The organism is Streptomyces sp. NPDC001933 (assembly GCF_042890955.1).
Classification (GTDB): Bacteria; Actinomycetota; Actinomycetes; order Streptomycetales; family Streptomycetaceae; genus Streptomyces.
The window spans coordinates 219,477-242,435 of the sequence record NZ_JBIASS010000011.1 but is presented as its reverse complement, the minus strand read 5'-3'; the positions used below and the strand labels follow the sequence as shown (position 1 = coordinate 242,435).

The 22,959-nt window shown below is 70.8% G+C and carries 19 protein-coding genes and 1 pseudogene; 13 read left to right on the top strand and 7 right to left on the bottom strand.

Features of this window, described 5'->3' with window-relative positions; all coding sequences use genetic code 11:
- Positions 1-8: 8 nt before the first annotated feature.
- From ACFYY7_RS26295 to ACFYY7_RS26285, 3 genes are all read left to right on the top strand, one after another.
- Positions 9-608: a hypothetical protein gene (locus tag ACFYY7_RS26295; RefSeq protein ID WP_388665079.1), complete on the top strand. Its 600-nt coding sequence runs from the start codon at positions 9-11 to the stop codon at positions 606-608.
- A gap of 57 nt (positions 609-665) precedes the next feature.
- Entirely contained in the window at positions 666-3,050 is a 2,385-nt protein-coding gene (gene secD / locus ACFYY7_RS26290; RefSeq protein ID WP_388665078.1) for a protein translocase subunit SecD, read from the top strand.
- A gap of 122 nt (positions 3,051-3,172) precedes the next feature.
- Positions 3,173-3,916 carry a DUF1275 family protein gene (locus ACFYY7_RS26285; RefSeq protein ID WP_388665238.1) on the top strand — a complete coding sequence of 248 codons (744 nt, stop codon included), beginning with the start codon at positions 3,173-3,175 and terminating at the stop codon, positions 3,914-3,916.
- Here ACFYY7_RS26285 and ACFYY7_RS26280 read toward each other — a convergent pair.
- On the bottom strand, positions 3,906-4,709 hold the full coding sequence (locus ACFYY7_RS26280) for a helix-turn-helix domain-containing protein (protein ID WP_388665077.1): 804 nt from the start codon (positions 4,707-4,709) through the stop codon (positions 3,906-3,908). The two genes, ACFYY7_RS26285 and ACFYY7_RS26280, sit on opposite strands and share 11 nt — an antisense overlap.
- 62 nt (positions 4,710-4,771) lie before the next feature.
- On the opposite strand from ACFYY7_RS26280, the gene ACFYY7_RS26275 reads away from it, so the two are divergent.
- Positions 4,772-5,077, top strand: coding sequence for a 4a-hydroxytetrahydrobiopterin dehydratase (locus ACFYY7_RS26275; protein ID WP_388665075.1), 306 nt, complete (start codon positions 4,772-4,774; stop codon positions 5,075-5,077).
- A 105-nt stretch (positions 5,078-5,182) separates the two neighbouring features.
- Here the strand turns inward: ACFYY7_RS26275 and ACFYY7_RS26270 are convergent, their stop codons facing one another.
- Positions 5,183-6,145, bottom strand: a complete 963-nt coding sequence (locus tag ACFYY7_RS26270) for a LysR family transcriptional regulator (protein ID WP_388665073.1) — start codon at positions 6,143-6,145, stop codon at positions 5,183-5,185.
- Positions 6,146-6,703: 558 nt separating this feature from the next.
- Here ACFYY7_RS26270 and ACFYY7_RS26265 point away from each other — a divergent pair.
- From ACFYY7_RS26265 to ACFYY7_RS26255, 3 genes are all read left to right on the top strand, one after another.
- Entirely contained in the window at positions 6,704-7,654 is a 951-nt protein-coding gene (locus ACFYY7_RS26265; protein WP_388665071.1) for a class I SAM-dependent methyltransferase, read from the top strand.
- A 171-nt stretch (positions 7,655-7,825) separates the two neighbouring features.
- Positions 7,826-9,067 (top strand): CaiB/BaiF CoA transferase family protein, encoded by a 1,242-nt coding sequence (locus ACFYY7_RS26260; RefSeq protein WP_388665069.1) that lies wholly within the window; start codon positions 7,826-7,828, stop codon positions 9,065-9,067.
- A gap of 303 nt (positions 9,068-9,370) precedes the next feature.
- Entirely contained in the window at positions 9,371-9,922 is a 552-nt protein-coding gene (locus ACFYY7_RS26255) for a hypothetical protein (RefSeq protein WP_388665067.1), read from the top strand.
- A gap of 384 nt (positions 9,923-10,306) precedes the next feature.
- Here ACFYY7_RS26255 and ACFYY7_RS26250 read toward each other — a convergent pair whose 3' ends face one another.
- Together ACFYY7_RS26250 and ACFYY7_RS26245 are read right to left on the bottom strand one after the other, a co-directional pair.
- Positions 10,307-10,789 carry an RICIN domain-containing protein gene (locus ACFYY7_RS26250; RefSeq protein ID WP_388665065.1) on the bottom strand — a complete coding sequence of 161 codons (483 nt, stop codon included), beginning with the start codon at positions 10,787-10,789 and terminating at the stop codon, positions 10,307-10,309.
- 86 nt (positions 10,790-10,875) lie between these two features.
- Positions 10,876-11,709, bottom strand: coding sequence for an aldo/keto reductase (locus ACFYY7_RS26245; protein ID WP_388665063.1), 834 nt, complete (start codon positions 11,707-11,709; stop codon positions 10,876-10,878).
- Positions 11,710-12,006: 297 nt separating this feature from the next.
- Here ACFYY7_RS26245 and ACFYY7_RS26240 point away from each other — a divergent pair.
- The 3 genes and pseudogenes from ACFYY7_RS26240 to ACFYY7_RS26230 form a co-directional block, all read left to right on the top strand.
- Positions 12,007-12,231 (top strand): annotated as a pseudogene (locus tag ACFYY7_RS26240) (Tat pathway signal sequence domain protein); the annotation flags it as partial.
- Between the two features lie 196 nt (positions 12,232-12,427).
- Entirely contained in the window at positions 12,428-13,684 is a 1,257-nt protein-coding gene (locus ACFYY7_RS26235; RefSeq protein WP_388665061.1) for a glycosyl hydrolase family 8, read from the top strand.
- Positions 13,685-13,694: 10 nt separating this feature from the next.
- Complete coding sequence (locus tag ACFYY7_RS26230) at positions 13,695-15,758, top strand: PQQ-dependent sugar dehydrogenase (protein WP_388665059.1); 2,064 nt, start codon at positions 13,695-13,697, stop codon at positions 15,756-15,758.
- Between the two features lie 57 nt (positions 15,759-15,815).
- Here ACFYY7_RS26230 and ACFYY7_RS26225 read toward each other — a convergent pair whose 3' ends face one another.
- Both ACFYY7_RS26225 and ACFYY7_RS26220 read right to left on the bottom strand, forming a co-directional pair.
- Positions 15,816-17,615, bottom strand: coding sequence for an AMP-dependent synthetase/ligase (locus ACFYY7_RS26225; protein WP_388665236.1), 1,800 nt, complete (start codon positions 17,613-17,615; stop codon positions 15,816-15,818).
- A gap of 336 nt (positions 17,616-17,951) precedes the next feature.
- On the bottom strand, positions 17,952-18,854 hold the full coding sequence (locus ACFYY7_RS26220; protein WP_388665057.1) for a LysR substrate-binding domain-containing protein: 903 nt from the start codon (positions 18,852-18,854) through the stop codon (positions 17,952-17,954).
- 118 nt (positions 18,855-18,972) lie between these two features.
- On the opposite strand from ACFYY7_RS26220, the gene ACFYY7_RS26215 reads away from it, so the two are divergent.
- Positions 18,973-20,001, top strand: a complete 1,029-nt coding sequence (locus ACFYY7_RS26215) for a bile acid:sodium symporter family protein (RefSeq protein ID WP_388665055.1) — start codon at positions 18,973-18,975, stop codon at positions 19,999-20,001.
- Between the two features lie 45 nt (positions 20,002-20,046).
- Here the strand turns inward: ACFYY7_RS26215 and fdhD are convergent, their stop codons facing one another.
- Positions 20,047-20,895: a formate dehydrogenase accessory sulfurtransferase FdhD gene (fdhD, locus tag ACFYY7_RS26210; RefSeq protein WP_388665053.1), complete on the bottom strand. Its 849-nt coding sequence runs from the start codon at positions 20,893-20,895 to the stop codon at positions 20,047-20,049.
- Between the two features lie 320 nt (positions 20,896-21,215).
- Between fdhD and ACFYY7_RS26205 the strand changes: the two genes are divergently transcribed.
- Both ACFYY7_RS26205 and ACFYY7_RS26200 read left to right on the top strand, forming a co-directional pair.
- A complete protein-coding gene (locus tag ACFYY7_RS26205; protein WP_388665051.1) occupies positions 21,216-22,166 on the top strand; it encodes a beta-ketoacyl-ACP synthase III in 951 nt (316 codons plus the stop codon).
- A 67-nt stretch (positions 22,167-22,233) separates the two neighbouring features.
- On the top strand, positions 22,234-22,911 hold the full coding sequence (locus ACFYY7_RS26200; protein WP_388665049.1) for a GntR family transcriptional regulator: 678 nt from the start codon (positions 22,234-22,236) through the stop codon (positions 22,909-22,911).
- Positions 22,912-22,959 lie beyond the last annotated feature (48 nt).

Genomic DNA, 22,959 nt, shown 5'->3' with positions numbered 1-22,959 from the left:
CGGGGAATGTGCCCCCGAGGGCGCGCCCGGCCCTGATCCGCCGGACAGGCCCGAGGGCACGGCCGGACGCCCCGGCACGCCTCGGCACCGCGCAGGCGGCCCGGCTGCTCCTCGCCGCCCTCCTGCTCTCAGTCCTCACCGTCGTCGGCGGCACCCCAGCAGCCGCCGGATCCGCACTCCCCGCCCGGCCGTTCGCGGGGGTGCCGCCCTCCGCCGCGTACACGCCCGGCGCCCATCAGCCCACCCAGCACACCGACCGGACCGCCCGCACCGGCACCGGCGCCGCCGGCACCGTCCACGACACCCGGCGCAGCCGCACGGCCACGGCGACCGACCACCACCGCTCCCAGCCGCCGCCCGAACCCCGGCCCCAGCCCCGGGCCGGCAGCGACCAGGCCCGCACCGCACACCACCTCCCGCCGCCCGGCCCGGACCTCCTGCTCCCCGGCACCTCCGGCGTCCGAGCACTGCTCCGCGCCCACGGCCCGGTCCCTGCCGCGCCCCCACATGCCACCGACCGCTCCCGCGTCACGCTCCCCGGCGTACGCGGGCCTCCGTGGACGGCCGTTCACCGGCCACCGGTCCTGCCACCGGTCCCGTCCCGCTGAACCGCCGTCCCGTCCTCGCCGAGGTGAGGGCGCCCGGCGCCCCCTCGGAGGAAACCCATGACTCGCGCCACCACGGTGCGAGCGGTTCTGGCTGCGGCCGTACTGCTCGTCTCCGTGCTCATCACGCTGACCATGTCACCCAGACTCGGCCTCGATCTTCAGGGCGGCACCAGAATGGTGCTCCAGGCCAAGGACTCGGACACCGCGAAGGCGGACCGGGACAGCACCGACCGCACCCTGGAGGTGCTCCGCCAGCGCATCGACTCCCTCGGCGTCGCCGAACCCACGCTGACCCGCTCCGGCGAGGACCGGATCATCGTCGAACTCCCGGACGTCCAGGACCCCCGCAAGGCCGCCGAGGTCATCGGCAGAACCGCCCAGCTCAGCTTCCACGCGGTCCAGGGGCAGGGCACACCGACCGACGAAAAGCCCGGCGCGTCCGGCCCGCCGAGCGGCGAGAAGTCGGACACACCGACCGACAAGAAGTCGGACACGCCGGGCGGCGAGAAGTCCGGCGACGGGCCGACGCTCCCCGACGAACAGGGCCGCGCCCTCGACCTCGGCCCGGCCAGGCTCTCCGGCGCGGGTGTCAAGGACGCCACCGCCGCCTTCGACGCCCAGCAGGGCGCGGGCTGGACCGTCTCGCTGGACTTCCACAAGGACGCGGGCCGGGACTGGACCCGGCTGACCGGCGAAGCCGCCTGCCACCCGGTCCAGGACGACCGGCGCCGCGTCGCCATCGTCCTCGACGAGCAGATCATCTCCTCGCCGCAGGTATCGCCCTCCGTCGCCTGCAATGCCGGACTGCCCTCCGGATCCACCCAGATCACCGGATCGTTCAGCGCGGACGAGGCCCGCGAACTGGCCCTGCTGATCAAGGGCGGTGCCCTGCCGCTCCCCGTCGAGATCGTCGAGCAGCGGACCGTCGGCCCGACGCTCGGCGCCGCCGCCATCGACGCCAGCGCACGGGCCGCCCTCATCGGCGCCGCCGCCACCGCGCTCTTCATCACCATCGTGTACCGGCTCTTCGGCGCACTGGCCGCCGTCGCACTCGGCGCCTACGGACTTATCTCCTACGCGGCCCTGGTGGCCCTCGGCGTCACCCTCACCCTTCCGGGCCTCGCCGGCTTCGTCCTGGCCATCGGGATGGCGGTCGACGCCAATGTGCTGGTCTTCGAGCGGGCCAGGGAGGAACACACCCAGCACCCGGGCCGCTCGCTGCGCTCCTCGCTGACCGCCGGATTCCGTGGCGCCTGGAGCGCCGTCGCCGACTCCAACGTGACGACGCTGATCGCGGCCGGGCTGCTCTTCTTCCTCGGCTCGGGACCGGTGAAGGGCTTCGGAGTCACCCTCGCCATCGGCGTGCTGGCCTCCATGTTCTCCGCGCTCGTCATCGCCCGCGCACTCACCGAGATCGCCGCCGGCTCCCGGTTCGTCGGCGACTACCGGGGCGTCAACGGCATCACCGGCCCCGGCCGGGTGCGCACCTGGCTGAACCGCCGCGACCCTCAGCTGATGCGGTCCCCGCGCCGCTGGCTGCTGATCTCCTCGGCACTGGTCGCCGTCGCCGTCCTCGGCATCTTCGTACGCGGCGTCAACCTGGGCGTCGAATTCACCGGCGGCCGGCTCGTCGAGTACTCGACCAGCCGGCCCGTCGACGTGGAGCAGGCCCGCACCGCACTGGCCGGCGCCGGCTTCGGCGACGCCGAGGTCACCACGGCGGGCGCGGGCGACATCTCCGTACGGACCGGGAAGCTCGACAACGACGGCGAACACGCCCTGCGCGCCGCCCTCGCGGAGGAGGGCGGCAAGACCACCAAGGTCCGCGACGAACTCATCGGCCCCAGCCTCGGCGACGAACTGCGGCGCAACGCCCTGATCGCGCTCGGCATCGCCGTCCTCGTCCAGCTGGCGTATCTGGCGGTCAGATTCCGCTGGACGTTCGCGGTGGGCTCGGTCGTGGCGCTGGTCCACGACGTCATCATCCTGGTCGGAGCCTTCGCCTGGCTGGGGCGCACCGTCGACGGCATCTTCCTGGCCGCACTCCTCACCGTCATCGGATACTCCGTCAACGACTCGGTGGTGGTCTTCGACCGGGTGCGGGAACTGTGGGCGAAGGCCCGTCGCGCACCCGTTGCCGAGGTCGCCAACCGGGCCGTCCTCCAGACCGTCCCGAGAACACTCAACACCGGAATGGGCGCACTCTTCATCCTCACCGCACTCGCCGTACTGGGCGGTGACTCGCTGGCCGACTTCGCGCTCGCCCTGCTGATCGGCATCTGCGTCGGCACGTACTCCTCGGTGATGACCGCCGTCCCGGCCGCCCTGCTCCTGGAACGGAGCAGCAAGGCACCGCCGCCCGCCCGGAAGCGGGCCCCCGGCCGCCGCTCCGGCACGAGAACGGCGCGTCGCGACCCGCTCGACAACGGAGCACGCGTCTAGCAACAGGTGCGCCGCCCCGCCCGCCGGGCCGGGCGGCGCACCTGCGCCGGTCGTGGTGTTCCACGGGGCCGGGGCGGAGAATTCCGAGCAGTCGCCCCCGTGATCGGAGTGTGCCCGTGTCCGTGCCCGGCCTGCTGCGTGAGGCATGGTCCACCGTCGTTCCGGACCTGAACGACCGTCATGGACCGCTGCCGCCCCTGATGCTCGCCCTGACCGTCGTCACCGGCCTGGTCGACGCCGTCAGCTATCTGGAACTGGGCCGGGTGTTCGTGGCCAACATGACCGGAAACGTGGTCTTCTCCGGCTTCGCCATCGCCGGAGCACCGGGGTTCTCGCTCGCCGCGTCGCTCGTCGCGCTCGCCGCGTTCGCGGTCGGGGCACTGCTCGGCGGCCTGATCGTGCACCGCACCCTGACGCACCGCGGCCGGATGCTGCTGTACGCGCTCCTCGTGGAGACCGCCTGCGTCCTGGCCGCGCTGATCGTCGCCGTGGCCTCCGGCCACCCCTTCACCGGCGGGGTCCGCTTCGCGCTCGTCGCGCTGCTCGGTCTTGGACTCGGCTTGCAGAACGCGGTCTCCAGGGCGTTGGCGGTACCCGACCTCACCACGACCGTGCTGACCCTGACCATCACCGGCATCCTCTCCGACAGCCGGTTCGCCGGCGGAGGCGGCAGCCGGGCCGGACGGCGGTTCCTCTCGGCCGCCGCGATGATGCTCGGCGCGGTCGCCGGCGCCGCGGCCGTACTGCACGGACACCCGAGACTTCCGCTGCTGCTCGCCGTGGCCGTGCTGGCCTGCGTGACCGTCGCCGCGATCGCGCCGGCGCGCTCCGGGGCACCGTGGACCGCTCCGGTCGTCAGGAAGTGAGCGAGCGCAGGTGGTCGGCGGTGGCCCGGTCGGCGGGCAGGAACGTCTCGATCGCCAGCTCGGCCACCGTCACATCCATCGGTGTGTTGAACGTCGCGATGGAGCAGACGAAGGAGAGCACCTCGCCGTGGTGCTCGATCTGCAACGGCAGCGCGAAGGGCAGCGACGGAGCGGTCACGGAGCCGGTGGAGCCGGTGCTCTCCGGTACGGGATAGCCCGCGACCTCCTCGTACAGCTCACGCAGCTGCGCCGAACGGGCCAGGGCGATCTGACGCTCCATCTGGGACAGCAGATCGGCCCGCCATTCCCGCAGATTGCGGATGCGCGGGGCCAGACCCTCCGGGTGCAGGGTGAGCCGCATGGCGTTCAGCGGCGGTACGAGCAGGTGCTCGGCCACCGGGTCCAGCAGCATCGCCATACCCCGATTGGCCGCCACCACGTCGTACGTACCGTCGACGACCAGCGCCGGATACGGTTCGTACGCCTGGAGCAGCCGGTCCATCCCCTCGCGCAGCGCGTCCAGCGCCGGGTCGTCGAACGCGGTCTGTGCGTAGCGGGGCGCGTAACCACCCACCAGCAGAAGGGCGTTGCGCTCCCTGACCGGGATGTCGAGATGCTCGGCCAGCCGCAGGATCATCTCCTCGCTGGGGCGGGAGCGGCCCGTCTCGATGAAGGAGATGTGCCGGGCCGAGGAATCGGCACGGAGCGCCAGCTCCAGTTGGCTGATCCGGCGCTGCTCCCGCCAACTGCGCAGCAGCGGCCCTACCCCCGTGTCAATCGCCACAGTCGTCATACCGAGACCGTAACGTCACCGGCACCGCCGACCGGCACCGATCGTCGATGAGGAGTCGCCGTATGCCCGCCGCACCGCTGTCGCAGCAGGAGATCGAGGACCGACTGGGTGAGCTGCCCGGCTGGTCGCTGGAAGGGGACCGGATCACCTGCACCTACCGGCTCCACAGCCACTTCGCCGCCCTCGGGCTGACCGCGCACATCGCCGCGATCCAGGACGAAATGAACCACCACTCCGATCTGACGCTCGGCTACAACACCGTCTCCCTCTCCGTGAACACGCACGACGCGGGCGGTGTGGTCACCGAGTCCGATCTGAAGCTGGCCGCGCGGGTGGCGGCGATCGCCGACGGGCACGGGGTGCGATAGGGCCTCTCGTCTGGATCACGCCGGGCTCGCGTGCCCCGCTCCCCGATCAGGCCTGATCCAGACGGAAGACCCTGGCCACGGCGGTGCACGGCATTCGGCACGCCGTCACATCGCCGCGCCGAACCGTGGGTGCGCGGCGAGCCAGCGCGTGTAGCTCTCGCTGCGCTTCACCGCCTCCGCGTACGCCGCCCGGGTGTGCCCGCTCACCGCGCCCGCCGCCGCGTCGGCAGCCGCCGACCGCGGATGCCGGCCCAGCAGATGGCGCCAGCTGAGCGGCGAGCCGGTGATCGGCCGTGTCACCACCCCGGGCGTCGGCGGGAACGTCGCCCGGCACAGCCCGACCGCCCGGCCCACCTGCACGAGGTGGACGACGGACGCCGTGTCCGTCTCGTACACCGAGACCGGACTGAACCCGGCCCGCGCGCAGGCGCTGACGAAACAGTCGGCGAAGCAGCCCTCGCCCGGTACGTCCGCCCAGCACTCGTCGGCCAGGGCGGAGAGGCTGAGCTCCTGCTCACCGGCCAGCCGATGGGTGTCCGGCAGCATCACGAAGACCGGGTCGATGCCGATGACCTGCCAGGTCAACCGGTCCTGCGCCGGCGGCGGGCTCTCCCCGCAGGCCCCGATCAGCGCGAAGTCGAGCCTGCCGTCGATGAGCTGGGAGGCGATCTCGCCGACCGACCAGGAGGTGTACGTCGACACGGGCGCGGCCGGGTGCGCGGCGGCCAGCCGGTCCACCAGGCCGCCCAGCAGCGGTCCGTGCGTGCCGCCCAGCCGGAAGCGCTCCATGGTGCCCCAGGCATTGGCGAACCGCACCGCCTCCTCCTGGAGTTCGCTCACGGCGGGCAGCACCACCCGGGCCCGTTCCAGCACCAGCTCGCCCAGCAGCGTGGGCCGGGCGCCGGTGTGGTCCCGGTCGAAGAGCGGGCCGCCGAGCGCCTTCTCGATCCTCCGCAACTGTGCGCTCAGCGCGGGCTGTGCGAGCCCGAGGGTAGCGGCCGCCTTGGTCAGGCTGCCGGTGTCGGCGATGGCACGTACGGTTCGCAGATGGCGCAACTCCAGCTCCATAAACGCAAGTTATGGGCCAGGGGGCCCACCGGCAATAAGCCGGTGTCCATTCGGTGAAGGTCTGTCCGGAACGGCGACGGACAGACCCTGGTCCGCGCCCGGTCACCCGTCGGTGAGCTTGACCAGCCGCACGCCGCTGTACGCCGGTATCCCGTCCCGGGCGACGACCGCGCGGGCACGGCGGCGGTTCCGGTAAGGAAGGTGCGGCGCGTCATGAGTATGCTCCGGCGCCGGCTCGACGGGGGCGGGCGAGTGCACCGTACGGGCTCGGTCATAACGCTTCAACACCGTTGCCGAGCAAGCGTGTTGGGCCATTAATCAGCGCGCTGAGGCCCGCGTGGGGGTGGCGCCCGGGGTGCGGGGCCATCGCCTGCCCCGCCCATCAGGGGAAACCCCTCGTCGGCCGGAAGGCCGTCGCGTCCCGGGGGAGTCCCGGCCCCGAGGGGCTTGACGCGTGAATGAGGCGCCGTGCGGGAGAGGTGTGACCGGCATGCATAAGACTTGCTGAACCGGCAACGGAACTTGCCAGGGGGTCCGGCCCGAGGTGAGGCTGTCCCCATGAGTCAGCACACCGATCACGCGAGTCAGCCCACCGGTCACGGCCATCACCAGCACACCGCCCACGGCCACCGCCACGGCGCCCCGCAGGGAAACCACCACGACCACGGCGACCTCGACTGGGACGTCATGGGGCCGATGCTGGAGCAGGAGGCCGAGATCAGCCGGCCGCAGTACGAGGAGGCAGCCCGCTGGATCGCCGGGCTTCCCACGGCACCGAAGGTGCGCAGGGTGCTCGACATCGGCAGCGGACCGGGCGTCATCGCCTGCCTGCTCGCCGAGGTGTTCCCCGAGGCGGAGGTCGTCGCCGTCGACGGCACCGCGGCACTCCTGGAACGCACCCGCGCCCGCGCCGAACGGCTCGGCCTCGGCGACCGGGTCGGCACCCGGCACGCCGACATCCCCGACGACCTCGAAGGGCTCGGCGAGGCGGACCTCATCTGGGTCGGCAACGCCCTGCACCACATGGGAGACCAGCGCGCCGTCCTCGCCGGATTCGCCGCACTGCTGCGCCCCGGCGGAACGGTCGCCCTGGCCGAGGGCGGTCTGCAGCCCCGCCGCCTCCCGCGCGACATCGGCATGGGACGGCCCGGTCTGGAGGCCAGGCTCGAAGCGGTCAACGCGGACCGGTTCGAGAACATGCGGGCCGCACTGCCCGGCACCAAGCGGGAGACCGAGGACTGGAGCGCCCTGTTCACCGCCGTGGGGCTGGAGCCGCAGGGCACCCGCAGCTTCCTGCTCGACCTTCCGGCACCGCTCCCCGAGCGGGCCCGCGACCATGTCGTCGCCGAACTCGCCCGTCGCCGCGAGATGTTCGAGGACGACCTCTCGGCCGAGGACATCACCGTACTCGACCGGCTGCTCGACCCCGAGGACCCGGCCGGGCTGCGTCGGCGCCCCGATGTCTTCCTGCTGTCGGCGCGGACCGTGCACCTGGGCCGCCGGAGCTGACGCCGACCGGATCCCCGGCCCACGGCCCATCGACGGATTGGAGTGGTACCCGGGGGCCGGACAGGACATCTCGTCCACTGGCACGGGGTGTGCGGCATGCCCAGGATGAGGCTTCGCGATCGCGGCCATCAGCGGCCCGGCGCGTGACAGGCCTTGTCGAGAGGGAGCCGAATGCAGCACACCCCAGCCACCCCGGACACCGGCGCGACCCCGTCGGCCGCCCCGTCGCAGACGCGCATTCCGGACGGTCGCCCGGTGGGCACGCCCGTTCCCGGCCCCCTGTCGGGTGTCGTGGTCGCCGACTTCGGGCGGGTGCTGGCCGCTCCGTACGCCACGATGCTTCTCGCCGACCTCGGCGCCGACGTCATCAAGGTGGAGCGTCCCGGCGCGGGCGACGACACCCGGGCCTGGGGACCACCCCACGCGCATGGGGAGTCGACGTACTTCCTGTCCGTGAACCGCAACAAACGGTCCTTCGCCATCGAGCTCGGCACACCGGAAGGACGCCGCGACGCCCATGCGCTGGTGCGCCGGGCCGATGTGCTCTTCGAGAACTTCCGGCCCGGCACGATGGACAAGTACGGACTCTCCTACACGCAGGCCGAGGCGCTCAACCCCGGCATCGTCTACTGCTCGGTGACCGGATTCGGATCCGGCGAGGGCGCCGGGCTGCCCGGCTACGACTTGCTGCTGCAAGCGGTCGGCGGGCTGATGAGCGTCACCGGGCCCGCGCCGGGACAGCCCGTCAAGACGGGTGTGGCGCTCGTCGACGTGCTCACCGGACTGCACGCTGCCGTGGGTGTCATGGCGGCGCTGCGCCACCGCGACGCGACCGGTGAGGGCCAGCACGTCGAGGTCGATCTGCTGTCCTCGCTGCTGTCGAGCATGGTGAACCAGGCGGGCGGCTACACCCTGGCCGGTCAGGTGCCGGGCATCCTCGGCAACCGTCACCCGTCCATCGCCCCGTACGAGGTCTACCGGGCGGCGGACCGGCCGCTCGTCGTCGCCGTCGGGAACGACCGGCAGTTCCAGGCCCTGTGCCGGGGCCTGGGCGCCGAGGAGCTGGCCACCGACCCCCGGTTCGCCTCGAACGCGGACCGGGTGGCACACGTCGACGCGCTGGCCGAGGAGATGTCCACGCGGCTCGCCGCGCGCACCGCGGCCGAGTGGTTCGCCCTGCTCACCCCGCTCGGGGTGCCCTGCGGCCCGGTCAACGACCTCGCGGGCGCCTTCGATCTCGCCGAGCGCCTGGGCCTGTCGCCGCAGGTCACACCGGCCGACGCGGACCCCGACGACCCCATGCGCCTGGTGGCCAACCCCATCGGACTGTCCCGCACCCCGCCGCGCTACGAACGGCGGCCACCGCGTGTCGGTGAGCACACCGAGGACCTCAGGCGCTGGCTGGACGGCTGACCTGGGCTTTTGCGGCACCAGTGTCTTGCCCGGCCCGTGTCAAGGCAAGACACACTGCCGCCAGGGTGAGTGAGCATCAGAAAGTCCCCTGTGCAGCCTAATGGCGAGTCAACCCACCCGCGAACAGGGGCAGTTGGAACTCATCTAATGATGTGAAAATCGCATATCGCGTATTTCGTGTAACCCGACTGGCGCTCGGGCGCCGACCTTCGACGTGTCTGAAATGACACGTATTCGGATCGTCAGTAATTTCATCCGCAGATCGACCGCATCGGTCGGTCTCTCTGAGACAGGAGAAGCGAAATGATTACGCGTTCCACGATCGTTACGGCTGCCGTCGCGGCCGCCGCGGCCCTGGCCGCCACCGGCATCACCTACGCTTCGGCTGCCACCTCCGAGCCGGCTCAGGCGGCTGCCCCGGCCGTCCAGCAGGCTGCTCCCGTTTCGGCTCTCGGCGGCGGCGACGTCGGCAAGGGCAACGAGGGCAAGGGTGGCAACGAGCGAGGTGGCGGCGGCGGCGGCGGTGGCTACGGTGGGGGCCACCACTACGAGGGCCGGATCCACATCAACGAGCGGACGTACAGTGACGAGCGCGGCGGCTGCGTGACCGTGGTCAGCGGCCTCGGCTCCAAGACGCTCAACATCCGCAACGACAGCCGCCACACCGTCGAGGTCTTCCGCGGGGTCACCTGCGACAACGGCGCCCCCATCGCCACCGTCGGACCGCACAGCGACAGCAACGGGGTGCACCCGGGCCACGTCGACGGCGGTGTGTGGGTCAAGAACGGTGTCGTTGGCAGCTTCCGCGTGATCGAGCGTCACTACGACGACGACCGCGGTGGCAAGGACTGGTAAAACCGAGTCACTCAGGTGACGTAGAACCCCGGCCCGCCGTAATCGGGCCGGGGCTCCATTCAGGCTATCCGACCGGGGCGACCCGGTCGGATAGCCTCACCTGAACGACCACCACAGGTTCGAACACCTGCTAGGCCATATTAAAGCCGGACGGCGAGGCTCTGCCAGCCGACCGGTACGGCCCTTGGCAGGGCCCGGCGACCGGGCGGCAGAACGTGGCGTCGGCGCGGCAGACGCCGCCCATGTCCCAGCCGCCAGGGGGTCGGCGGGTCGTCTTGACCCAGGCGAGTGAAGGCCCGGGGCGGGACGGCCCCGAAGGGCCGCCGGAACGGCGGTCCGCACCACGCGCAGCCGCACATGTCCCCGTGCGGGCCTGTATCCGGCCTACGCGCCGGTGGCGTCCCGCACCGGCTCCAACCGCCACCACTGGCCGGGGGAGTCGGTGTCCTCCCACTGCTGGACACGCGCGCCGTCGGCCTTGCTGCCGTCGGCCACTTCGAGGACGAGCCCGCTGATGAAGCTGACCAGGGTCACCACCCCCGGCGCCTCCGGATGCCGCTCGATCAGCCATTCCTGGGCGCCGTAGTTGTTGGCCCGCCACTGCTGGATCACGGCGCCGTTCTCGGTGGAGGCGTTGGCGACGTCCAGACGCTTTCCGCTGTGGACATTGACCAGATAGTGGAGCGCGGCGCCCTCGTGCACGGGCGAGAGCTGCCACTGCTGGGCCGCCGAACCGCTCTCCGAGCCCTGCTGGACCGGGGCGCCGCCGCCCTTGGCGGAGCCGCGCACCTCCAGCAGCAGCCCGCTGGCCACATTGCGCAGCAGGTAGCGGCCCGCCGCGACGGCGGGCGCGGTGTCCCCGCTCATGTTCCGGTCCCTTCGGTACCAGGGCTGTCCAGTGGCGGACCGCCGCCCGGCTCGGCAGCCGGGCGGCGATCCGTTTCGCCGGTGGTTCAGGCGAGGTTGAACTCGCCGGGGTTCGGGCCGAGGCGCTTGCCCTCGTCCAGTGCGGCGAACGCGGCCAGGTCGTCGGCGTCCAGCTCGAAGCCGAACACATCGAGGTTCTCCGCGATCCGGGACGGCGTCACGGACTTCGGGATCACCACATTGCCGGTCTGGATGTGCCAGCGGAGCACCACCTGGGCGGGCGTGCGGTCGTGCTTGCGGGCGATCGCGACGACCGTCGGGACCTCCAGGAGGCCCTTGCCCTGGCCCAGCGGCGACCACGCCTCGGTCGCGATGGCGTGCTTGGCGTGGAAGGCGCGCGACTCGGCCTGCTGGAGCTGCGGGTGGAGCTCGATCTGGTTGATCACCGGGACCACGGCGGTCTCGCCGAGCAGCCGCTCCAGGTGCTCGGGAAGGAAGTTCGAGACACCGATGGCCTTCGCACGTCCGTCGGCATGGATCTTCTCGAACGCCTTGTACGTGTCGACGTACGCGTCCTTGGCCGGCACCGGCCAGTGGATCAGGTACAGATCCACGTACTCCAGCCCCAGCTTGTCGAGCGAGGCGTCGAAGGCGCGCAGGGTCGAGTCGTAGCCCTGCTCGCTGTTCCACAGCTTCGTGGTGACGAACAGCTCTTCGCGTGCGACACCGGAGGCCGCGATCGCCCGTCCGGTGCCCCGCTCGTTCTCGTAGATCGCGGCGGTGTCGATGCTCCGGTACCCGGACTCGATGGCGGTGCTGACCGCCTTCGTGGCCTCGTCGTCCGGCACCTGCCAGACACCGAAACCGAGCTGCGGCATCTCGACGCCGTTGTTGAGAGTGATGGAGGGGACCTGGCTCACGTGCGGTCGATCCTTACGTCGTCGGTTGGTACTCCCTGGCTCAACGATCACGGGCCGCCAGGCATTCCCCCGCCGCCCGAACTTCCGCGGCCCGCGTCATCGCCCCTTCGGCGCCCCGCCCTCGCTCCGGCCTCTTCCGCCCGGGCCATTGACCGGGACCCGCCGGCACGCAACGCTTGAGCACGTCACTGAACAACGGACACTCCTGTGAACGCGGCATCTCCGAGATCCTGCGGTACCTCCGAGATCCTGCGACGACTCCGAGATCCCGAACGAACGACTCCGAGCGAGGTCGAAGTGACGAACCCTTCCAGGCGAGCCCTGCTCGGCGCGGCCGTCGGCACCGTCGCCGCCACCGCCGGGCTCCCCGCCACCGCGCACGCGGCGGGCTGGAAACTGCACTGGTCGCCCTCGGCGAGCAGCGGCGGACTCGGCGCCTTCGAGACCGTCGAGGACGACCGGGCCGACTCCCATCCGGCCGGGCAGCCGCACATCCTCACCGAGGGCGACAACTTCCGGTTCCTGCTCACCCGCATGCGCGGCTACCAGCTGCTCTGACCGGCCCGTTCCGGCCGCAGGGTCCGCCCGCACCCGGTCCAACCGCATTGCCCCGCAAGAGATTTGGGCCCACGCGGGGCATTGACAGAAAGCTCCGCAAGGAATCCCATGCAGTGTCGGTTAGGAACCTTTCCTAACACCGAACCGGAAGGGATCACCCGTGCACCCTGCCGCACCCCCACGCCGCTTGGTCGCCGCCCTCACAGGACTCAGCTGTCTGCTCCTGCCCCTGCTGGGCCATCTCCCCAAGGCCACCGCCGCCGACGCCCCCGCGGTGCCCTTCGGCAGCCATCGACTTCCCTACGCCACGGGGATGCTGAAACCGTCGGGCACGCAGACGTCGCTCGACCGGGCCGTGATCAAGACGTACAACGCCTGGAAGTCCGCGTTCGTGAAGAAGAACTGCGGCAACGGCTGGTACGAGGTCATCTCGCCGGACGCCGACCACCCCTACGTCGCCGAGGCCCAGGGCTACGGGATGGTCGTCACCGCGACGATGGCGGGCGCCGACCCGGAGGCGAGGACCGTCTTCGACGGCATGGTGAAGTACATGCTCGCGCACCCCTCGGTGAACAACGCCGACCTCCTCGCCGCCGAACAGAACGCCTCCTGCAAGAGCGTCGACGGCTCCGACTCGGCGACCGACGGGGACCTCGACGTCGCCTACGGGCTGCTCCTCGCCGACAAGCAGTGGGGATCCACCGGCACGTACGACTACAAGGGCCTCGCGGTCAAACACATCAACGCCATCAAGAAGAGCGAGGTCAACCCGACCACGCACCTGATGCTGCTCGGTGACTGGTCGGACTCGGGGGAGTCCCACTACTGGATGACCCGCTCCTCGGACTGGATGATCGACCACTTCCGCGCATTCAAGGCCGCCACCGGTGACAGCACCTGGGACACCGTGCGCACCGCGCACCAGAACCTGATCACCTCCCAGCAGTCCAAGTACGCTTCCGCGACAGGTCTGTTGGCCGACTTCGTCGTCAACACCAACGCCACCGCCAAGCCCGCACCGGGCGAGGTGCTGGAAGGCCCCAACGACGGCGACTACTCCTGGAACGCCTGCCGCGACCCGTGGCGCATCGGCGCCGACGCCGTCACCAGCGGGGACAGCGCCTCGCTCGCCTCGGCCCGCAAGCTCAACTCCTGGATCAAGGCCGAGACGGGCGGGAACCCGGACAAGATCGCCAGCGGCTACCACCTCAACGGTTCGGTGTTCGACAGCGGCAACGACATGGCGTTCACCGCCCCGTTCGTCGTGACCGCGCTGACCGACTCCGGCTCCCAGGCCTGGCTCGACGCGCTCTGGAACAAGCTCGCCACCACCTCCATCGACCCGGATCTCTACTACGGCGGCAGCGTCCAGCTCCAGTCGATGATCGTGGCATCCGGCAACTACTGGGTCCCGTAAGGAGGTTCGGATGCGGATAGCGACGCTCACCACGTCACGACGAACGGCGGCCGCCCTCACGGCCGTACTGCTCTGCACCGCCCTGGTGCAGGCGATACCGCAGCAGGCCGCCGCGGCCGCCACCCGGTACGAGGCGGAGTCCGCGACGATCGTCGAGGGCGCCGCCGAGTCCAACCACTCCGGCTACTCGGGCACCGGATTCGTCAACGGCGACAACGTCGTCGGCAGCTATGTGGAGTTCACCGTCACCGCGGCCTCCGCTGGCACCGGCAAGATCGCCGTCCGCTACTCCAACGGCACCGCGGACGCCCGGCCCGCCGATGTCGCCGTGGGCGGCACGGTCGTCTCGGCGGCCCGCGCCTTCAACGCCACCACCGACTGGAACACCTGGGCCACCTCCACCCTGACCACCCCCCTCAAGGCGGGCAGCAACAAGATCCGGCTGACGTCCACGACCGCCGACGGGCTGCCCAACCTCGACTACCTGGACGTCACGGTCACCCCGTCGGACACCGAGGCACCCACCGCACCCACGGCGCCCAGCTGCTCGGAGATCACCGAGAACAGCCTCACCCTCACCTGGGGAGCCGCCACGGACGACGTGGGTGTCGTCGCGTACGACATCTACGAACACGGCAACAAGTTCGGCGAGGCACCGGGCACCGCCACCACGAAGAACCTGACCGGGCTCAGTGCCGACACCACGTACAACCTCACACTGTTCGCGCGTGACGAGGCCGGCAACGTGTCGTCGGTCAGCCCCGTCGTGGACTGCACCACCCCGAAGAGCGACGACACCACCGCACCCTCGGCACCGGGCACCCTGTCCGCCTCGGGCCTCACCGTGAACAGCGTCGCCCTGAGCTGGGGGGCGTCGACGGACGACAAGGCCGTCACCGCCTACGAGGTACGCAGCGGCAGCACCGTCTACAAGACCGTGACCGGCACACCGCCCGCCACCACGACCACGCTCACCGGGCTCGCCTGCGCCAGCCCGTACAGCCTGGACGTCGTCGCCAAGGACGCGGCGGGCAACGCCTCACCGCCGAGCAATACGGTCGCCTTCACCACCCCGGACTGCACCACCGACGGCGGGGTGCCCTCCGGCATCACCACCGTCTCCAGCGGCTGGTCCATCCCCTGGGGCATCCACTGGATGCCCGACGGCAAGTCCGCGCTGGTGACCGAGCGGGACAGCTTCAAGGTCCTCAAGGCCACCCCCGGCGGCACCCGGACCCAGGTCGGCACCGTACCCGAAACGGTCACCACCGACGGCGAGGGCGGACTGCTCGGCGTCGCCGTCGACCCGAAGTGGTCCGCCAACCACTACGTGTACTTCATGCACACCGCCTCCGAGGGCAACCGCGTCGCCCGGATGACCTACGACGGCAGCTCGCTCAGCGGCTACAAGGTCCTGCTCCAGGGGATCAAGAAGAGCAGGTACCACAACGGCGGACGGCTCGCCTTCGGCCCCGACGGCTATCTGTACGCATCGACCGGTGAGGCGCAGACACCCGACCTGGCCCAGGACAAGAACTCGCTGAACGGCAAGATCCTGCGGATGACGACGGACGGCAGGGCCGCCCCCGGCAACCCGTTCGGCAACTACGTCTACAGCTACGGACACCGCAATCCGCAGGGCCTCGCCTTCGACCGCAACGGCCGTCTGTGGGAGGCGGAGTTCGGCGACAGCAAGAAGGACGAGCTCAACCTGATCAAGCCGGGCAAGAACTACGGCTGGCCCGTCTGCGAGGGCACCTGCACCACCACCGGCATGACCAACCCGAAGAAGACCTGGAACATCTCCGAGGCCTCGCCCAGCGGGATCGCCATCGTCCGCAACGTCATCTACATGGCCGCGCTGAAGGGCGAACGGCTGTGGCGGGTGCCGATCACCGGTGACACCGAGGAGCTGGGCACACCGAGCGCGTACTACGTCGGTACGTACGGCAGGCTGCGCACCGTCACCGAGGTGCCCGGCCAGGACCAGCTCTGGCTCTCCACCACCAACTGCGACAACAAGGGGAACGAACCCGACGGCTCGGACAAGCTGTTCCGCGTCTCGATCACGTAGCACGTAGCACGTAGCACGGGGCGCCGTACGCGCTGTACCGTCGGGGCCCGCCGGGTCTCAGCGGTACAGCGCGTCGACCTCCGCCGCGTACGCCGTCTCGATCGCCCGGCGCTTCAGCTTCAGCGACGGGGTGAGCAGACCGTGCTCCTCGCTGAAGGGGTGCGCCAGGATCCGGAACGTACGGATCGACTCGGCCTGCGAGACCGCCGTGTTGGCGGCCACCACCGCCCGCCGGACCTCCGTCTCCAGATCCGGATCGCGCACCAGCTCCTCCGGCTTCAGCGGCGCCCGCCCCTGCATCGTGAGCCAGTGGTCCACCGCCTCCTGGTCGACCGTGACCAGGGCCGCGATGTACGGCCGGTCGTTGCCGACCACGATGCACTGCGCGACCAACGGATGCGCCCGCACCCGCTCCTCCAGACCGGTCGGCGACACACTCTTGCCGCCCGACGTCACCAGGATCTCCTTCTTCCGCCCGGTGATCGTCAGATAGCCGTCCTCGTCGAGCGAGCCGAGATCCCCGGTGGCCAGCCAGCCCTCGCGCAGCACCGCGTCGGTGGCCTCAGGGTCGCCGAGGTAGCCACCGAACACATTGCCGCCGTGCAGCCACACCTCGCCGTCCTCGGCGATGTGCACGGTCGTCCCCGGGATCGGCAGCCCGACGGTGCCGTACCTGGTGCGCTCCGGCGGATTGGCCGTGGCCGCGGCGGTCGACTCGGTCAGCCCGTAGCCCTCGTACACCGTGACGCCGGCGCCCCCGAAGAACAGGCCGAGCTGCCGCTCCATCCCCGAACCGCCGGACATGGCGTGCCGAATCCGGCCGCCCATCGCGTCGCGCACCTTCCTGTACACGACCTTGTCGAAGAACTGGTGCTGCATCCGCAGCCCGGCGGACGGCCCCGGACCGGTCCCGAACGCCCGCGCCTCCAGCGCCTCCGCGTACTTCACCGCGATGTCCACGGCCTTGTCGAACGCCCCGATCCGGCCCTCCGCCTCGGCCTTGCGCCGGGCGGCGTTGAACACCTTCTCGAAGATGTACGGAACCGCCAGGATGAACGTCGGCCGGAACGTCATCAGGTCCGGCATCAGCGCCCTGGCCGACATCTCCGGCTGGTGGCCCAGCCGCACCCGGCCGCGGATCGCCGCGACCTCGACCATCCGGCCGAAGACGTGGGCCAGCGGCAGGAAGAGCAGCGTCGCCGCCTCGTCGCCCGGCCTGGAGCGGAAGACCGACTTCCAGCGGCCGACCATGGTGTCCGTCTCGAACATGAAATTGGCGTGTGTGAGCACACAGCCCTTGGGGCGTCCCGTCGTCCCCGAGGTGTAGATGACGGTCGCCACCGAATCGGGCGTCACCGCGCGGCGGTGGCGGTGCACCACCTCGTCCTCGACGTCCGCCCCCGCGTCGACCAGCTCGGACACCGCGCCGGCGTCCAGCTGCCAGAGCCGCTTGAGTCCGGGCAGCCGGTCGATCACCGAGGCGATCGTCATGGCGTGGTCCTCGTGCTCGACCAGGACGGCCGACACCTCGGCGTCGTGCAGCATCCACAGCACCTGCTCGGCCGAGGACGTCGGATAGACGGGTACGGACTGGGCGCCGACCGTCCACAGCGCGAGGTCGAAGAGCGTCCACTCGTAGCGGGTACGCGACATCAGCGCCACCCGGTCGCCGAACCTGACGCCGTGCGCGATCAGCCCCTTGGCCAGCGCCAGCACCTCGTCACGGAACGCCGCAGCAGTGACATCGCGCCATTGTCCGCTCGCGTCTTTCCGACCGAGCGCGACCCGGTCCGGGTCCTCTTCGGCATGGTCGAACACCACATCGGCCAGGCCGCCCACGAGGGGCGCGGCCGCCATGGGTGGGACAGTGAACTCGCGCAATGACCTGCTCCTTGTGGCGCTCCGCACAGCGCCGTGACGCTACCCCACCGGGCGGCGCGGCGGGAGGGCCCCGAATCGGTGGACAACCTGGCATATGCACAGGCCAGTCACCGAAATCCGGCCAGATGGGCAAGGCTCGGGCGTGGCCGGACACGTAGGGTGAGCGACAGGCACCGGAATCTCCACCGAATCTGTACGCCGCTACCACTCCCGATTCGGACGAATGTGCGGTGTTCTGCCCTCATCCGTCCCGAATAGGGTGGACCGGTTCCGTGACCTCTGCCGTCCATTGCTTCCCGTGCGCGCAGGCGGTCATGCGCTCTCCCGGCCGTTGACCGAACCGATCGTGCCGACGCCCCGGATCAGCCGCTCGCCGCCCGCCAGGATCGCCGCCGCCAGGGCGTCCGCGGCCTCGTGCGCCCCGTCGCGACGGCGGCCGTGCGACAGGACGAAGTCCACCCCGCCCAGCTCCGGCAGGCCCGCCCTGGCCGGCACCTGCGCAAGGCCCGGCGGGATCAGCCCCCGGCTGTGGGCCATCACGCCCAGCCCCGCGTGGGCCGCCGCGATCAGCCCGCTCAGGCTGGTGCTCGTGCAGGCGACCCGCCAGGACCGGCCGTGCTCCTCCAGCACCTCCAGGGCGCGGGCCCGGGTGATGCCCGGCGGCGGGAAGAGGATCAGCGGAACCGGACGGTCCGGGTCGATCCGCAGCTGCGGTGCGCCGATCCAGGTCAGCGCGTCCTGCCAGACCAGTTCGCCGTGCGTGTCACCCGCGCGCCGCTTGGCGAGCACCAGATCGAGCCGGCCGGCAGTGAGCCGCTGATGCAGCGTCCCGGAGAGCTCCACCGTCAGCTCAAGCTCGACCTCCGGGTGGTCGCGGCGGAACGACTCCAGGATCTCCGGCAGCCGGGTCTGCACGAAGTCCTCGGAGGCCCCGAACCGAAGCCGCCCCCGCAGCCGGGTGCCGGTGAAGAACGCCGCGGCCCGCTCATGGGCCTCCAATATCGTCCGGGCGAAGCCGAGCATCGCCTCGCCGTCCACGGTGAGGTCGACCCGGTGGGTGTCCCGGGTGAACAGCTGCCGCCCCGCCGCATCCTCCAGGCGCCGCACGTGCTGGCTCACCGTGGACTGCCGTACCCCCAGCCGGCGGGCGGCCCGGGTGAAGCTCAGCGTCTGGGCGACGGCGAGAAAGGTACGGAGCTGTGCCGGTTCGTACATGACACCAGGCTATCGCGCAGCGTGATGACAGTGAGAGCGGTGTGCGGGATTCCCGATCGCCCCGATCGGGAGCAGCATGGAGCGGGCACGACCAGAACCAAGAGAACATGTGGAGCACATGAGCCGCCGCACCCTGAAGCTGCCGTCCTGGCTGCCGCTCGACCCGTACATCCTGGCGCTGATCGGCACCGTCGTGCTCGCGGCGATACTGCCCGCGTCCGGGACCGCCGCCGACGTGGCCGGCGGTGCCTCGACCGGAGCGGTGGCCTTCCTCTTCTTCCTGTACGGCGCCCGGCTCTCCACCGCCGAGGCGCTCGACGGACTGAAGCACTGGCGACTCCATCTCACGGTGCTGATCTGCACCTTCGTGACGTTCCCGCTGCTCGGACTGGCGGGCCGGGGGCTCGTTCCGTACGTCCTGACGCCGCAGCTCTACAGCGGCTTCCTCTTCCTCTGCCTGGTCCCGTCGACCATCCAGTCGTCGATCGCCTTCACCTCGATCGCCAGGGGCAACGTGCCCGCGGCGATCTGCGCGGGCTCCTTCTCCTCGATCGCCGGGATCTTCCTCACCCCGCTGTTCGCGGCGACCCTGCTCGGCAACGACGGCGGCGGATTCTCGGCGGACGCGCTGCTGAGGATCGGGGCCCAGCTGCTGCTGCCGTTCGTCGCCGGGCAGCTGCTGCGCCGCTGGATCGGCGGCTTCATCACCCGCCACAAGAAGGTCCTCGGCTATGTCGACCGCGGCTCGATCCTGCTCGTCGTCTACACGGCCTTCAGCGAGGGCATGGTCGCGGGCATCTGGCATCAGGTCACCCCGGCCCGGCTCGGGGCGCTGCTCGGCGCCGAGGTGCTGCTGCTCGCGCTGATGCTCTCGCTGACCTGGTACGGGGCGAAGCGGCTCGGCTTCGACCGGGAGGACCGGATCGCCATCCAGTTCGCCGGTTCGAAGAAGAGCCTGGCCTCGGGGCTGCCGATGGCGAGCGTGCTCTTCGGGGCGCAGGCGTCCCTCGCCGTGCTGCCGCTGATGCTCTTCCACCAGATGCAGCTGATGGTGTGCGCGGTGATCGCCAAGCGCCGCTCGCGCGATGCGCAGGAGGAGCAGCCGGTGAGCGGGCCGGTGTCGCCCCGGCCCGCCGTGGCGAGCTGACGGCGCGGCCCGCCCGGGGGCGCTCCGCCGGGCGGGCCGGCCGCCTCAGTCCTGGCCCACTGCCGCCCCCAGGGCGATGCGGTGCTCACCCGCGTACACGTTCATCGACGGACCCCGCAGGAAACCGACCAGGGTCAGTCCGGTCTCGGCCGCCAGGTCGACGGCGAGGGACGACGGCGCCGAGACCGCCGCGAGCATCGGGATCCCGGCCATCACCGCCTTCTGGGCCAGCTCGAACGAGGCCCGCCCCGACACCAGCAGAATCGCCCGGGACAGCGGCAGCCGGTGGTCGGTCAGGGCCCGGCCGACCAGTTTGTCGACCGCGTTGTGCCGGCCGACGTCCTCCCGGATGTCGAGCAGTTCGCCCGTCTCGGAGAACAGCGCCGCCGCGTGCAGCCCCCCGGTCCGGTCGAAGACCCGCTGGGCGGCGCGCAGCCGGTCGGGGAGGGCGGAGAGCAGTGCCGGTTCGACCCGGAGCGGGGGAGTGTCGGCGACCGGGTGCCGGGTCGTGGTGCGTACCGCGTCGAGACTCGCCTTGCCGCAGAGCCCGCAGGACGAGGTGGTGTACACATTGCGTTCGAGCGTGATGTCGGGGACCGCGACGCCGGGGGCGAGCTTCACGTCCACCACGTTGTACGTGTTGACGCCGTCGGCCGTCGCGCCGGCGCAGTAGACGATCGACTGCACCTCGGAGCCGTCACCGATGACGCCCTCGCTCACCAGGAACCCCGCCGCCAGCGCGAAGTCGTCGCCCGGCGTGCGCATCGTGATGGCGAGCGGCCTTCCGTTCAGCCGGATCTCCAGGGGCTCCTCGGCGACGAGGGTGTCGGGGCGGGTGGAGACGGCCCCGTCCCGGATGCGGATGGTGCGGCGATGCTCGGTGACCCGTCCCATTGCGGTTGAACCCGATTCTGTACGTGGTGGAAGCCGGGACGGGTTGGAAGCCGAACCGGACGTGTTCTTGCTGTTCCTGCTGTCCTGTACATGGAGTGTGACATCGCAGCCGGTGCCGCAGCATGCGCAGAGAGCGGTGGTCACCGCCCGAAACTGCCGGTCGACAGAATATTGTCTGCAATATTTCTTCCGGAGGATCGGGGCTGTTGTCAACTCTCCAACGGCCGAGCGCTATTCCTGTGGGAACACGTGCACGTGTACCGAGCGGTAGCGACCAAGACTGGATGGTTCCTGCCATACGTAGCGAGGGGACCCCGTACATGACCGGCTCACGTGTCGTGGCGCTCGGCCACTATCAGCCCGCCAAGGTGCTCACCAACGACGATCTGGCGGCCATGGTCGACACCAGCGACGAGTGGATCACCAGTCGCGTCGGCATCAAGACCCGCCACGTCGGTGGACCGGACGAGCCGGTGGACGAGATGGCCGCGCACGCGGGGGCCAAGGCGCTGGCCGCGGCGGGGCTCCAGCCGGCCGAGGTCGATATGGTCCTGGTCGCCACCTCGACCGCGATCGACCGGTCGCCGAGCATGTCGGCGCGCGTCGCCGCCCGGCTCGGGATGGGCTCGCCCGCGGTGATGGACATCAACGTGGTCTGCTCCGGCTTCACCCATGCCCTCGCCACCGCCGACCACGCGATCCGGGCCGGGGCCGCCGAACGCGTCCTGGTCATCGGTGCCGACAAGATGGCGGACATCGCCGACTGGACCGACCGCAGCACCTGCGTCCTGCTCGGCGACGGTGCCGGCGCGGCGGTCGTCGTCGCGGAGCCGGATGCGGAGGGCCGGCCCGGGATCGGGCCCGTGCTGTGGGGTTCGGTGCCGGGGATGGGGAACGCGGTACGGATCGAGGGGACGCCGCCGCGGTTCGCGCAGGAAGGGCAGTCCGTCTACCGCTGGGCCACCACGCAGCTGCCGCCGATCGCCCGCAAGGTGTGCGAGAAGGCCGGTGTGGCCCCCGAGGAGCTGGGGGCGGTGGTGCTGCACCAGGCCAACCTGAGGATCATCGAACCGGTCGCCAGGAAGATCGGCGCGGTCAACGCGGTCATCGCCAGGGACGTCGTGGATTCCGGCAACACGTCCGCGGCCTCGATCCCGATGGCCCTGTCCAAGCTGGTGGAACGCGGCGAGGTCGACAGCGGCGCGCCGGTTCTGCTCTTCGGCTTCGGCGGGAATCTCTCGTACGCGGGTCAGGTGATCCGCTGTCCCTGAGGGGCATTGTGCTCGGTAGTCTGTAGACGATATGCAATGGGTGCTTGTCGGCTGGAGGGGGACCGGGATGTTGTCCGCAGGACTGCCGCAGGGGGCCGTGCCGAAGCTGGAACGGCCCGGTCCATTGCGCGAACGCGTGTATGAGGCGCTGCTCGAACTCATGACGACGCGTGCGCTCCGCCCCGGCCAGCACCTGGTCGAGAGCGAGTTGGCAGGCCAACTCGGGGTGTCCCGCCAGCCGGTGCGCGAGGCGTTGCAGCGGCTGAACACCGAGGGCTGGGTCGATCTCCGGCCCGCCCAGGGCGCGTTCGTGCACGAACCCACGGAGGAGGAGGCGGACCAGCTGCTCTCGGTCCGCACCCTTCTGGAGGCAGAGGCCGCGCGCCTCGCCGCGGCCGACTCCGACGCGGCCGGCATCGCGGCCCTGGAGGAGCTCTGCGCCAAGGGCGAGCAGGCCGTCGCCGGCGACGACGTGGACCTGGCGGCCGCCACCGACGCGGCCTTCCACGCCAAGGTCATGGAGCTTGCGGGCAACGTCGTCCTGGCCGAGCTCGCGGGCCAGGTGGACCGCCGCGTCCGCTGGTACTGCACCCCGGTTGCCAGCCGGCGCGGGACCCGGACCTGGATCGAGCACCGCTCGCTCATCGAGGCGATCTCCTCGCGCGACGGACAGCGGGCCACGGAGATCATGCGCTCCCACACGGAACACACGCGCGCGGCGTACCACCAGCGCGACGAGAGCTGAGGGCTGTCCCGCGCGGGCCGTGTGTGCGGGGCTGCAGGCAGACTTGCC